Origin of the sequence: Persicobacter psychrovividus (assembly GCF_036492425.1) — a bacterium.
Classification (GTDB): domain Bacteria; phylum Bacteroidota; class Bacteroidia; order Cytophagales; family Cyclobacteriaceae; genus Persicobacter; species Persicobacter psychrovividus.
The window spans coordinates 130,411-144,493 of sequence record NZ_AP025294.1 but is presented as its reverse complement, the minus strand read 5'-3'; the positions used below and the strand labels follow the sequence as shown (position 1 = coordinate 144,493).

General features: G+C 42.1%; 6 protein-coding genes. 1 reads left to right on the top strand and 5 read right to left on the bottom strand.

Features of this window, described 5'->3' with window-relative positions; all coding sequences use genetic code 11:
• Window positions 1–109 precede the first annotated feature (109 nt).
• The 4 genes from AABK40_RS17820 to AABK40_RS17805 all read right to left on the bottom strand — a co-directional run bounded on the left by AABK40_RS17820 (window position 110) and on the right by AABK40_RS17805 (window position 8,138).
• Window positions 110–1,417: a glycoside hydrolase family 140 protein gene (locus AABK40_RS17820; protein ID WP_338398830.1), complete on the bottom strand. Its 1,308-nt coding sequence runs from the start codon at window positions 1,415–1,417 to the stop codon at window positions 110–112.
• A gap of 4 nt (window positions 1,418–1,421) precedes the next feature.
• On the bottom strand, window positions 1,422–3,044 hold the full coding sequence (locus AABK40_RS17815; RefSeq protein WP_338398829.1) for a GH39 family glycosyl hydrolase: 1,623 nt from the start codon (window positions 3,042–3,044) through the stop codon (window positions 1,422–1,424).
• A gap of 647 nt (window positions 3,045–3,691) precedes the next feature.
• The gene (locus AABK40_RS17810; protein ID WP_338398828.1) at window positions 3,692–6,355 is read right to left on the bottom strand and encodes a glycoside hydrolase family 2 TIM barrel-domain containing protein; all 2,664 of its coding nucleotides are present in this window, start codon (window positions 6,353–6,355) and stop codon (window positions 3,692–3,694) included.
• Between the two features lie 13 nt (window positions 6,356–6,368).
• Complete coding sequence (locus AABK40_RS17805; RefSeq protein WP_338398827.1) at window positions 6,369–8,138, bottom strand: heparinase II/III domain-containing protein; 1,770 nt, start codon at window positions 8,136–8,138, stop codon at window positions 6,369–6,371.
• 503 nt (window positions 8,139–8,641) lie between these two features.
• On the opposite strand from AABK40_RS17805, the gene AABK40_RS17800 reads away from it, so the two are divergent.
• Window positions 8,642–9,343 carry a hypothetical protein gene (locus tag AABK40_RS17800; RefSeq protein WP_338398826.1) on the top strand — a complete coding sequence of 234 codons (702 nt, stop codon included), beginning with the start codon at window positions 8,642–8,644 and terminating at the stop codon, window positions 9,341–9,343.
• Between the two features lie 161 nt (window positions 9,344–9,504).
• Here the strand turns inward: AABK40_RS17800 and AABK40_RS17795 are convergent, their stop codons facing one another.
• Complete coding sequence (locus tag AABK40_RS17795) at window positions 9,505–14,055, bottom strand: Ig-like domain-containing protein (RefSeq protein WP_338398825.1); 4,551 nt, start codon at window positions 14,053–14,055, stop codon at window positions 9,505–9,507.
• Between the last annotated feature and the right edge of the window lie 28 nt (window positions 14,056–14,083).

The following is a 14,083-nucleotide window of genomic DNA, read 5'->3' as shown; positions in this document are numbered from 1 at the left end:
TAAAAAGTTAGGCGTTTTTCAAATAAAGGAGGCTGGCGCTCGGCTATTCTTGTACCTGACGGTACGGACGTTGCATGCAACGTCCCTACGATAAAAGCCATATTTTTGACTATAAACTGTTAGTATCCAAATTGATAACAATCACCGCATCTCTATTCAAGTATTTCTTAGGGAAATTGACTTTAATATGATTAGACTGTAAATGATTTTGAAGTCGCTTGCTGTTGCCCGTTTCAGGATCAAAGATGCTGATGCTCGAAGGTTTAGCCTCTATATTTGCAGAAAAATCCTTTGCTTGTTCCTGATAAATTAAAAGGTATTGATCAGATCCTAAGGTTTGAAGACTATCACCGGAAGCAGTCATTAAATGGTCAGGTTTGAGCTCATACCAATGTGTTTGTTCCATCAGCTTTTTGAGGTACTTCATCTGCCCTCCTCCTTTTGCTTTGAGCCCGTGCTTCCAATCTACTTCAACAGACGATATCGATTCACGGCCTTTTTGCCACATTTGCCAAATACCATGGTGCCCATAGGTATGTCCACATGCGCCTGCAAATACCGAACGGTAAGCCGACTGACGAATGTCCAAAGCATGGAAAAAGCCAATTTCTGGTTTCCACTGAATCGGGTGATCCTCGTAGCAAGGTTCGCCGTCCAATAGTGGACGATTGGGTTGTCTGACCTCAGCAATCAGGCTATCGGTCGGGTATCTTTTTCGCCAGTGGCCCGTTTGGAGCATGTCCAAATCCAGCCATTTGGCGTCTTTGACGATCATCGAAGCGGCATATCCCCCGCGTGGGTGATAGGTCATCATGTGTTGGCCGTTATCGTGCTCCTGAATTCCTTTAGCCATCGCATTGACGGTAGCCAACTCTTCGGGTGTTTCCATATTTCGATCACCTCCCAATACATAAATAATATTAGGCTGGTCCTTGTATCGCTCTCCAATGAATTTGCCATAAGCATAGGCATTTTCAGGATTGAAAACGACTGGCCCCGGCCCCCAAACCAATTTAATTTTATCGCCCCAAGTAGGCAAAAGTGCAATTTGAAGGTCGTGACGCTGCGCACACTGAACGACCCAATCGACCCACTTAAAGTAGGCCTCATTGGGTTTTGCCGGATCTTGATCAATCAGTGGGAGCTCCCCATTTCGGTTAGGGACCGTCAGGCCGTTAAGCTCGGCCAAAGCGACGGTCTGAATGACATTATATCCTTGAGCAGAACGTTTCTTAAAGTAGGCTTCAATCTCTTTTTTATCCAGTCGGTGGATCAATTCCCAAGCAGTGTCGCCGAGCCAAAAGAACGGTTTGCCCTGATGATCTACAAGATAAGGTTGATCTTTAGCAGGTTTTATTTGTGCAAAACCTGCTGAAAAGATCATCAAAAAAATAAATACTAAACTAACCTTTTTCATATGCTTATTCGATCAAGATTAAAGCCATGCCATGTCGAGGGATGCTTACTTTTACATGAGCATTTTGCCCATCAAAAGTCAAATCTGCTTGCTCGACCTCTTTCAATTCTCCGACCTCTTTAAGTTTAGTTACCAATTCATCAGAAACAGGCTTAGCGCCTAATTCCAACCATTTGCGGTAAGTGTTATTATGCTTGCGATCCAAACGAATCACTTTAACTTTTTTGCCTTTCAGTGTCGATGCTCCATTTTCAAGCGCAAAGTCGAAATCAGCTACTTTACTAAAGTCATCATCGGTTTCATTGAAGTTATAAGCCATCAAGGCCACACCGCTATCATCTTTAGTGGCCATACAGCCGTAGCGGTTACCCGCTTTTAGGTTTTTAACCTTCACTCGATTGTCTTTAAGTTTAGCCAGCAATTCGTAAGCAGACAAAATTGGTTTTGGTACATTTCCACGGGTCATCAGGTCTCGTGAACCACGGAAAATAGGTCCTGTTTTGGCATTGAACCAACTTCCCCAATATCCCAACAGGCTCGTTTTTAAGCCATGATTATCTTCAATCGCATATAGACAGTCCACCAACTTCACCATGAATAAGGCTGAAACTTCTGAGTTTCTGTACTCCAACTGAGGATATTCATCGACAAATTTACTATCACCATGCGATGACAAACCCCACTCATTCAAATGGAATTCTACCCCTTTCAGCGAAGGATATTGATACATCAAACGTTGCAGCCAAAGCATATCGGCAGAAAATTTGGATACCTGTGGGTAAATATCCGGAGAAGGCTTCAACCAGTAGCCCGACAGTGCATAGATGTGGTAGGATAAGAAATCTACCGGAGAACCGGTTTTTTTGGTGATATAGTTTTTGCCATGAACCACATGCTCGACGAATTGCTCCAAGAATCCCAAATGGTAACAGGCAGGTCCGCCGACTTTGAAATCATTATCATATTTTTTGACCGTATAAGCGAACAAATCATACATTTTGAAAAAGTCTTTTTGGTCCTGTCCTTTCCAACCGTCTGGCTCATTCCACACCTCAAAATACCAACTTTTTATTTCCTCTTTGCCGAATTCATCGACCAAGTTTTTCATGAAGGCATTCAGTAAATCTTCCCAAGCATTCCAATCTGCTGGCGCTCCGACCATCGCCTCGAATTCCTCATCGTTCATCTTTCGCTGTCCTTCAGAAGCAAAGCCGTCCGGGTAAAAATCGCATTCAACGATAGGTTTCATCCCTCTTTTGACATACTCTCTGAAGGTTTGATTAACAATGGAAAAATCGTAATATCGTTTACCGTTTTTGTCTGTACGAACCACCTGTCCGCCCACTTTTCCACCGGCGCGTTCATCGACCATCGACGTATTCGAGAAGGTATAATGTGCCCGGTAATACTTTACCGATTGCTTTTGTTGTGCCCTGTCCAGGAAGTATTGCCCTTCGGGTTCATTGACAATTTTAAACAAAAAATCATACCCCAATGCTTTCCAGAATTGGTGGTTTTGACCAATGGTTGTATTCAGGTCAATATTGACATTTACCTGTGGGTTAGTGGCCTGTTTTGATGTGCACGAGGTACCTATCAAAAACAGCAAAAAATATAGCTTCTTCACCTTCTCAAAAAAATTAGTTACAATTAATGCCGCTGCAAAGAAGCTATTATTGAAATAGAAAGGGTGGATAAAAACCTTTTCTATTGGTAAGAATGTTCAATTTATCACCCATGAAAATTCTGTAGGCGATAGAAATTACTGAGGTTAAGTGTTTTATGTTTTCACTGCCAAATATCCCCCACAGATATGTTAAAAGTATGATATCGATATTTTTTTGCCCATGATTTTTTATTTCTCTCATCATCAATCAGGCGCTCTCACGTAACCATAAGCTGATGTTTACCACGAAATATTATTAGGTCCCTGTATGGGCTGACCCAATGTCATTAAGTTAAGGATTCCGGGGTGGCTCAGGTCTAAATTTGAAATGCTCGTAGAGGTATTACTCTTAACGACTCACGTAACAATTTGAATAAATCTAAAAGGGAACCCATAAAATCACCATTGAATTAGACGTTAAAAATAACGTCTCTACAGGATAACGCTCTCCACTTAATGTCATTGTGGGCTGCCCCCAAGTGTCTGTCCGAATAAAAAATTGGAGGTTTGGATACACACATAGGCGCATCAATACAGTTCAAGAAATAATCTTCTGAGATAAATTTAGAAGACATAGTTGCGCAGCAGTCCTCTACATTACCTGCATATTATTCCACGGGCGTAATCTTAATCCCATTCAAAAAGGCTTGTCCGCTGAGTGCTTCCAACTGAATGCCAATTTGGCCATTTTTATCCGTCTGACAAATCACTTCTTTTTCCAGTGCCTTCAAATTACCGGCTTCTTTTCTGACATTCAGTTTCGATAAATCGACACTACCATTAATGCGAAGATTAAAAATATCCTCGGTAGTAGCAACTGATCCGTCCTGCTCGCCCCATGCGATTTCGGCCTGCGAAAGTGGTCGATTTTTTTGGGCTTTGAATGGATATGCCCAATAAAAGGTCAATTTATATTTACCTGATTTGAGCTTTAAATTGAGCGCTTCAATTCCCCAGCGGAACGTTTGATACATCGGGTCGTCGGTACTGTTGAAGACGTTTTCAGAAATACCTTCGCGTAGGCGTAATGCAGGTTTGTCTTTGTAGGCTTGGTGGTAAATATTTCCGCCTAATACTTTAAAGTTGGGATTTTCATTAAATACCGATGCAGGTAACCATCGTTCGTTGCCATTAAAGTATCGGTCTGTTTGTCCGATATTAATAGCCAATCCCTCTTTCGGTATCTCGATTCCCTGCGAATTGCTTTTGACCCTTTTCAGGAAGATCTTCCTTTCGTATCGGCAGTTGTTTCGCTCATCAATAGCTTCAATTTTATTCCATCCCTTTTGTAGATCAATATCAAATTCAACCTCCCTTTGCTTCAGTTCAAGTTCATAAAAGAATTGTTTATTGTGGCGTAATTTTACTTTGTTGCCATTACCGTAAACATGTAATTTTACTGTGAAAGTATTACCCTCGGTAACGGCCACCACGGTGTCCATTGGTGCGCCTTCGATATAAACCATGGGCTTTTTCGACCAATTTGCCTGTACAAAATAATAGGCATCTTTGGGTTGACGATCCGTTGAGATTAAGCCTTTGTTATTAACATTCGGCACGGCATCCTTACGACTGTCACGTTCAAAATCATTCAAAATCCAGATGCTATATCCGACCATCCACGGGCTGTCGTGGAGGGTGGCAAGATAGGGCTTGAGGAAATCCACCTGATAGCGATTACTGAAATCATGAATGCTTGGTTTTGCGCTCCAAATACGGGGATCAGCACCCGCTCCAAATTCTGAGAGCATGATGCACTTTTTCGGGGAGTAGGTTTTCAGGCTGTCCACATAATGATCGATGGTTTTATAAGTATCTTGATACCATCCCTGATAGACATTAAAGCCATTGATATCAGAAACGTTGAATATTTCTTCGCCCAATTCTCCTACATAATTTTTTAGGAAAGTGCCCTGAAAAGCCATGGCCGTTAAACGCGACGGATCAGTCTGCTTTGAAATTTGTTCCATGGCTTTGGCGTGCAAAACCGCCTCTTCGTGTGCCTGCCAGATCTCGTTATGATAACCCCAGATGATGACCGAAGGATGGTTATAGTTTTGATAAATCATCTCGCGCATCATCGTTCGGCTGTTGTCCAAAAAGGGCTGACCGAAAGGCACCCAGTTCACACAAGGTATCTCGCTCCAACTCACCATGCCGAGTGAATCACAGGCTTTGTAAATCTCGGGCGAATGTGGATAGTGGGAAATACGGACGAAATTCGAGCCCAAATCTTTCGCCAATACCATATCTTTTTGGTGTTGATCATCGGTTAAGGCGCTGCCCTGATGATGGTATTGCTGATGCCTTGCCACCCCTTGCAGTTTGATCGGCTTGTTATTCAAAAGTACCCCTTTTTGCTGACTGATGCTTACAGTTCTAAAGCCGATTTTCTGTTCAATCTCATCGATTACCTTATTGTCTTTAGCATCGATAATCTGACTTTTCAAGGTGTATAAATAAGGGTTGTCAATTGACCAAGGTTGAATATTATTCACCTTGCTGTCGGTTTCCCAATGGGAAATATCACCTGAATGAGTGCGTTTGGTAACCGCAGTTTTCCAGATGACTTTCTGATTTTTGTTCAATATCTGATGACGAAAAATCACCTGACGATCAAAGGGTAATTCCTGACGGTAGTGGGTGCTGATGTTGAATTGCGCTTTGTTGTTTTTCAGTCCTGTGTTCTGAAAAAACACCCCCGATGCGCCATAAAAGTTATGATCAAAATAGAGTTTGTTTTTAGTAACCAAAAAGACGTTTCGGTGAATGCCACCGAACATGCTGAAGTCACCAGCCACAGGTGGGGTAGTAAATTGCAGGTTTTCAGAATTATCCGTTTTGATGGCCAATTGGTTTTCTTCCCCAAAATTCAATAGCCCTTCGATGTCTTTGTAGAAGGCAGTATAACCGCCCAAATGTTCGCCAACATAGCGATCATTAACATAAATCTCACATTTAATGGCTACACCTTCAAAGTTCAGACTTACTTTTTTGTGTCGCCAATCCGTTGGTACCTCAAATTTTTTGCGATACCATGCTTCGCCTCGATAATATCCTATCGGATCATCAATGATGTCCTGATCATTGTAAGTATGAGGTAGGTCTACTTTTTCCCATTGATTGTCGTCAAAGTCATGCTTCAAAGGAGCATCTTTCAGACTGCCCTTATGGAATAGCCAATCGGCATTGAAATTGACTTTTTCTGGTTGTGCAAAGGCCGATACAGCCAAGGCAAGGGTCAATAAAATATTTAAAAATAAAGTTCTCATCAATCTCCAAAAATTATTCAATGATAAAAGTTAATGTGCCTGCTTCTTTGGCATTTAAGTCTATACTCAACATACTGATTTCCTTGTTCGGGCTATCCATTTCGGTGAAGTGGGGGTTCATCACCAGCGTATTAAATCGAGCGTCTTTTACGCCTTTTAATTTTATGGTCAGGGATTTTCCATTGCGTTGAAGGGTGGCTTTTTTACCATTTTTTGCAACGACTACTTTGGCTTTTGTGAAGAATCTCCAATTCAGTTCCTTGCCTAAAGATGATGAAAACTGATCGGTCATTTTCAGCTTTTCACCATCACAAAACCAGTTCCTTTTGATTGCCTGTTCCTGCGTATAAAGTGGGGAAAGATCAGCACTTACTTCAACCGTTTCGTTGCTGATTTGATTGACATCGAGGGCAACAAAACCATCGGGATTGAAGGCCTTTTGATCTACAGAAATGGTATTATGACCAAGGTTGTGATGGCGGAAAAATTCCCATCGGGGAGCTTTACTGTCATAAGTCCATACATACTTTCCAAAGCTCTCGATGTGGGTATAATTCTCCCGTCCGAGGTCCTCAAACCAACGAATGCCGTCTTTCTCATAAATAAAACTTCCCGCATCGAGGTGCCCATGACTGAGGTTTCCCTTCCCTCCTTTGATCCCCAAAAATACAGCTTTACCATCTTGCTGATGATGCCAAAAGACCACGGGGTTTTCTCCCCCACCCACAAAATAAGTTTGGTCATTCCCTACTTCTGCCGAGGAGCCGTTGCCCACCAACCATAGCAAAAACAGGGGTGCAAGCCGATCCTTGGATGATTTGACCTGTTGCTCACCGTAGTTCTCCATGAATGATTTCATCATGGCTCTTTCAGCGGTCAGGAAGTCGGGTCTCCCGTTGATTTGAGAGAGCATCGCCATGGCGGGAGAAAGTCGTGTTGTTCCTTTGCAGTCAAAATAATTATAATAGGTGTTATCACTGCCAATCGACCAGCGGTAGTAATCCCCACTTTTCCAAAATCCTGCGTATTGTTCAAAAGTGGAATAATCTAAATGATTGACCTTGAGTAAATCGTAAAGGATAAGATTAAAGGAGGTACCATAAATCCAGTAGCTTGGCCCTTCGGGGAAGTTGCCACTGATGTCATAGCTCTGAAGGCCATTTTTAATTTCCTTTTCGGCACGATGAATCAAAAAAGAAGCCTCTTTAGGGTATTGTTCTTGGCATACCAAAGCGGATGAGGTAATGCCCGCATGGCATACCGCATTCCAGTTGTTGGTACCTTTGACATAGGGACGCTCCTCCATCGAGGGAACAATGGCCAAGCGATATAGCTGATCCACCCAAGTTTTGTGCTTTGGATGTTCTTCTAAGGTATTGATTCCGATACTCACCCCCAATGCCATTTCTGCCACATCAAGGTAGTGCTTGGGATTCCAGCTTTCATAGCTCAATGCCTCATCCAACAGCTCAACGATCTTATCGGCATACTTTTGTTGATGGGTAAATTGATAGGCATAGCTGAGGTGAAAAATGTATTTTTCGAAGGTACTACAGGTATTGAGCAACCGTCGGCCAGTCATCTTTTTTTCGGGTACAGGGAGGTTACACAATTGATCTGCGGTATGGATCAAATGTTGATGAAACTGTTGATAAAGTTCATCCTGCCCGACGAGTTTTTCGATTTTATCAATCCTGTCTTTGGTGAAAAATAACTGTTGAGCACGGACTGATCCGATCGTCAGGCCAAATATTAAGACGAATAAAAAATACTTCAACTTCATGGCTAAAAAATGTTTAAGACAATGTCTTACATTTTCCATGGTATTTTGTGCATGAACCTACCTAAAAGGAGGACATTTGTAAGGGGAAGAGGCATTTTGATGTAGAGACTTTCTATTAAATAGGAAGGTGATAGATCTGCAACCCCATCGAATATTATGATTGAAATAACACTCAAGAGTGCAAGAATCTATGAGTTGATACAATTTATTTTGTGGCAAGTTTAGAGAAAATTTCCTTTCTTCTAAGTCTAATTTACAAAAATTAAAAGCCAAAAATCAGACAACACAGGTTTCCCACTTAATGAATTAGTCGATCATTTTTTCTATCTTTTTCATGGTTAAATGCAAAATATAAGCGTGTAAATTTGTAAAAATCAGGATGAATAGTAGTTTTAGTGTTGGACTGACCCGCGGAGGTTAATTTAAACGTTGTGAATGAAAGCATAACCGTCTATTGACGTGCGACATTCATATACTAAACATTGTTAGTAATGCTAAGAATTATGAATCGAATAATTATTATATCATTGTTACTTATATTTCAGACATTTACGGAAGCATTGGCTCAGAAAAAAATGCAAGTAAAATATGAAGTTGGAATAGCGCATACAGATTATGAATTAATTAACCCTCAAAACAATGTTCAAATTTTAAATAATAATCACGCTATATATGGGGTCAACCTATCATATGAATTGATTTATAACATACACGTGGAAACAGGTGTTTATAGCAAATATTACGGAGCAGATTTCTATTCAAATTCACCAGACACCACTAACTTAATTTTAGGAGTTGATAGAATTCAGATTCCAATCCGTTTAGTTTACAAGAAAAATATTTTATCAGAAAGATTCTATCTTTCGCTATTTACAGGGAGCTCTATTTTGATTGGTCATTCTCAAAGCAGTTTTATGTTTTTGTCTGATAATGAATATAAATCCATTGGAAATAAGCCGAAAAGAACTTTTGGGTTGGTTGAAATAGGTTTGGGAATGGAATATGAAATTTTCAGTAACTTTTCGCTTGGATTTAATATACGGTCATTCTTTGGGTTAAAACAGAACATCTATATTCAATACGATAATATTAATTCTGATAATTCAATAACAAATTATGACATTAAATCCAATGGGAGCTTTCAAGCATATACGGTCGCTGTTGGATATAAATTTGGAAAAAAAGCACATACCACGAATAAATAAAATTTAGAGGGATCATGAGGACCAACTAAGTATTCTCGGTTAAATGATACTTCTGAGTGCAGGGAATATCCAAGTTTAGTGGTTTTCACATAATTATCCATTCACAAAAAAAGACCCAACAAAATGCTGGGTCTCCGAACTTTTTATGCTTATCGTATTAATTATTGTTTCACGAATCGATGAACCTGTGAGGATCCATCGGAATGAATGATCGTCAATAAATATATTCCCGATGGCATCGCCGATAGGTCAATTTGCTTTTGTACATGTCCATTCATCGTTTGGTTCAAGACCAACTGCCCACTGATGCTGTTCACCCGAATGCCTGTAAAGACTTTCTGCGTTTTGATCGTCAGGCTCCCATTGGTTGGATTTGGGTAAATTGAAACCGAATACTTTCCATCCACATCCGTTGGGACTTCTGGTTCAGGTTCAACCACAGTCACCGTCAGGGTATCTGTCAATTGCTTGTCCATATTTGCAGCGGCAATGATTTGAGCTGTTCCCAGTCCAATGGCTTTAAGCATGCCATTTTCATCAATAACAGCCACTTCTTCGTCTGAACTTGTCCAAACGGCAGTCGGGTCTTCCACCACTACGGGCAGCACTCTTGCGAAAATTGCCGTGCTGTCACCGAGCGTCAATTCGATCTCTTTCTCTCCTTCGATGGAAATCGATTCCGCCTTTACTCCTGCAAAAGCGATATCATCCACCAAGATGTCCATTCTCGAATTATTGCCTACATCGGGCATGATGATGAATTGCTTCACCTTTGTCAACGATTTGCTGTCATCCCCTGCGAAGGTCATGGCTGCAATGGGAAATTCGATGGTGATCCATTCGTTTGGTCTGACGTTCGGTGTATCGACCGTACCCTCGAGGCTTCGTAATTCCTGTTCCTCTTCTTGTCCTTCTACCGTACCATATTCCACAATTTTTAACAGGCAACGCTCCATGTATTCAGTCGTTTTGACTTTCATGGTTACTTTTGCTGCTCGGCCTAAATCATATGCATTTTTCACCTGAATACCGAAACCTGCGCCTGCGTTATTCCCTGTGCGATTGAACTCAAAAACCTTTTTGGATGGGTTGGCTTCAGTAGAATCGTTGTCAATGATGTTATAGTTAAAATTCGGTTTACCATTATCAAGCGTATCCTGTGGATCATTCCAACCAAAAGAACCATACCCACTTACCCAGTCGAGTTTGATGTTTTCAAAATCAAGTACGACGCGGGTGTCATTTTCCTCCTCACATACGGCATTGGGGTCCTGTCTGAATTTAAAATCATCAAAATACATGTCATAACCTCCAGCTGCATCTTCGGGATTGGTGAAGATCACAAAGGATTTCATCAACCCATTCGCTGGGACAGGGAGACTAACCCTCGTCCATGTGGTAGCAGGTTCGACGGTAATTCTTTCTTCAATTTTATTCCCTGAAAAGGTTTCCATGGAATAAAGGACATCTGTTAAATCCTCTCCATAATACAGGAAGGTCAGTTCATTGTGTTCACACATTGAAAATGGCTCGTAGTTAGGTGATGAAAATCCAAATAATTTCCACTCACCATCGGCCTTGGTAACCTTCAATACTTTGTCCGATGTATTCAAACCCTCTTTCAGGGGGTTTTCTGCGGCTACATCCACGGCTGCATTGGTGGTGAAGATCTCTACGGCTTCATTTTGTGGGCCTTCATCATAAACGGGAATGTATTCGTCAAAATCCGCCACTACCGTGTAGGCAGCGGCATTAACCTTTACCGATAATGCGGCTGTGGCTTCTTCGTTATTGTTAGAAACGGCATGCACGGTAGTTGTCCCTTCTTTCAAAGCGACAATAAATTCGCCATCAACACCTACTATGGTTTCATCTTCCGACTCCCAGTGCCAAGTTTTATCCGTTGCATCTTCAGGAAGAATCTCTACATAAAACTTGCGGCGGGCACCTTCCAAAACTTCCAGTTGGTCTTCATCGAAATCAATTCGGATACTTGATACTGGGCGCTCTTTCAGATCGATGTTTTCTACGTCAAAAGTAGAAGCAACTGAGCCATCCAATGTCTTACAGGTAATGGTCGCGGTACCATTTCCGACTGCTGCAAGGCGACCAAATTGATCCACGGCCATCACTTCAGGGTTTGAACTTTCCCATTTCAGCGCTGCGATGGTTGCCTTTTTATTGTCAATTTCTACGCCTACAACAGCGGTCTCATTGAAATACTCAAAAGTGTGATCGGTATTCGTTAGCGTAATGTTTCCTACTTTCTGAGCGGCGGTTGCATTACTAAATTGGCGACCATTGGCTACGCCATAAGCAATCGCGGCATAGACTGTATTTTGGTGAAGTGTATTCTCCGAACTTAAAGGAGTAAATACATTGTTCACCTTTCGCTCGTGTCCAGGCCAGTTATCAACGATTGGTGTCAATGAAAAATTAAACCAATGCGAAGACCATGGGCCCTGTCCGCCTTGACGCTCGATTCCATCGTTCATGGTCCACTTTTGACCATCTACTCCTGCTCTGTCCTTATCCATATAAGTCCATGGTCCGTAAGGAATCCAACCAGGGTAAACGCCCCAGTTATCGGTAATTCTACGACCGTCCAGGTTGAATGCTTTGGTCATTGGACGAGGTCCCACGCCAGTCATCCAGGTAGTGTGGCTTGGATTCGTACCCAGGAAATAACTGGTAGTGTTATCGACCACATCCAAATAGGATTTATCTCCTGTATATCCGTAAGCAATGATATTTTCAAATACCCACGGTGTTGTTCCTTGCCCAACCAACATAGGAAAATCGAATAATCCACCCCAACGACAAGCGCGACGCTCAGCAGATACTGCCCCAAGGTTGTTGGCGGTTGATCTCATTGTTCCTTCCAGAGCAGTTTTCAATTGCTCGTCGACATTAAAATTATCTGCCAACAAATAGGAATATACTGCCCATCGTTGGTCTTCTGACAAAATCGTTGCGCCTTTCATACGATTTAATCCTTCGATGGCCTCGGCGTGATATTTGGCTTTGCCTGTCAAGCGGAACAAATTCACCGCTGCATAAGTGCGGTAGGTATATAAATCGGACAGCTCTGGGTTCTTTCCTTCGGGCTGATTTTTAGCAGCATGAGCCCAGTCCCAGCTTTCTTCTGCCTCTTTGATCAAATCCACATCATCGCGACTCATTTGGTCAAAGTCCACATTATCCAACATCTCAATAGGGAATTTTTGAGGATCGCGACCTAATTTTTTCAAAATCATCGCCAGCTGTGCTGCTTCACCTGCATATATATAGGTCATGAAGGCATCTGCTTCCGTAACCGCATAAAAGCGCTCATCTTGCCATGAAGGCTTTCCTTCATCTTCAGGATTACCTGCACCTTCACGGTGGGTAAAAGGATCGGGAGCTACACGCGCACCACCAAGACCGCCATCAGAATAGCCCTGTGCTGTGGTTTCTTTTCTTAAGCGGTAGTTGAATTTAATCAACCATGAGGCCTCATCAACAATATCAGGAATACCATTGCCGCTTTCAGGCAAATCCATTTCATCATCACCAAACATCTGAGGTAAATGTTCATAAGTCGCCATCAACAACATCGGTACGCGCTGATGCGAATAATAGCCGTCCCAGTCACCTGCGTCATGATACCAACCTGCGACATTCAACACATTGCCCTTGGCTTTGGCGATAACTTCATCACGGGCATCACCACCATCCTGACTTGTCCATTTGGCAAAAGGAACTTTGGAATATAAAATTTTATCTTTGAAACTGATTCCTCCTTCTCCTTGAACCATTGGGTTTTGGGTAGCTGGTCGGACATAAGGTGTTTTGATACCATCTCCGTTAATGTCGTATGCTTCTTCAATTCGGATACCTGAACGCTGGTGGTACAGCGCACGCATCGTTGCTCGATAAGCGGCCAACACAGGGTCATCACCGATTTTGAAAGGGAATGAACAACCCATGCCTTCGACTGATACCACATATTCACCTGGAGAACTCAGACCCGAAAAGTCGGCATCATAGACCTCAGCCCCCAAAAAGTTTTGGTTTGGGGTGTCCTGTTGCTGAGCGGTTTCTGGATTGTCCTTGCTCTTTCTGAAACTCAGGGTTCCTTCATAGGCAACAGCACCGTCCTGTGTATTCACTACCTCAAATTTCTTACCGTCATAATCGGTCAAATCGATTCCGCCCAGGGTACCTGCCCAGTGGTAGATATAGGCAAATTTTTGCTCATCAGGTCGGTAACCAAGGGTGTTTACGTGTACCGATTCAGAACGCAGTTGATGGGTGTTGAAAGTGAATGTTTGCTCGGGAGCATCAATGTTTTCGAGTGCCGAAAGGTTCAGGGTATAAGTTTTTCCTTCTTCAAATGTCTGATCAAATTTCAAATATACCCAGTGCTCGGTGATCCAGGGTTCTGTTCGTGGGTCAAAAGCTCCTCCGGCCCATTCCATTCCTGTATAAGTAAAGTGGTCTGCTTTGGCCTTTCGCCCAACTTCAATGGGTTGTAAATTATTGAAATTACCATCATCAGAGCTGCTAATGGTATAAGAGGTGGCAAGGTCGGCAAGCTCAATGTTTAATGCCGTTTTGTCGAGATCAAAGTTATTTTTGGTTTCTCGATCATAAAGGACCTCCCCCTCACTTAAATGCACCATTAAGATGTTTTGGGTAACAGGAGTAACGTACATAACTTTTTGTGCCATGGACTTACTGAAAGTCCCTATTAAAAAA

Coding starts and splice junctions, on each gene's coding strand:
- AABK40_RS17820 (WP_338398830.1), bottom strand. CDS start 1,417: ATGAAAAAGGTTAGTTTAGTATTTATTTTTTTGATGATCTTTTCAGCA.
- AABK40_RS17810 (WP_338398828.1), bottom strand. CDS start 6,355: ATGAGAACTTTATTTTTAAATATTTTATTGACCCTTGCCTTGGCTGTA.
- AABK40_RS17805 (WP_338398827.1), bottom strand. CDS start 8,138: ATGAAGTTGAAGTATTTTTTATTCGTCTTAATATTTGGCCTGACGATC.
- AABK40_RS17800 (WP_338398826.1), top strand. CDS start 8,642: ATGAATCGAATAATTATTATATCATTGTTACTTATATTTCAGACATTT.
- AABK40_RS17795 (WP_338398825.1), bottom strand. CDS start 14,055: ATGGCACAAAAAGTTATGTACGTTACTCCTGTTACCCAAAACATCTTA.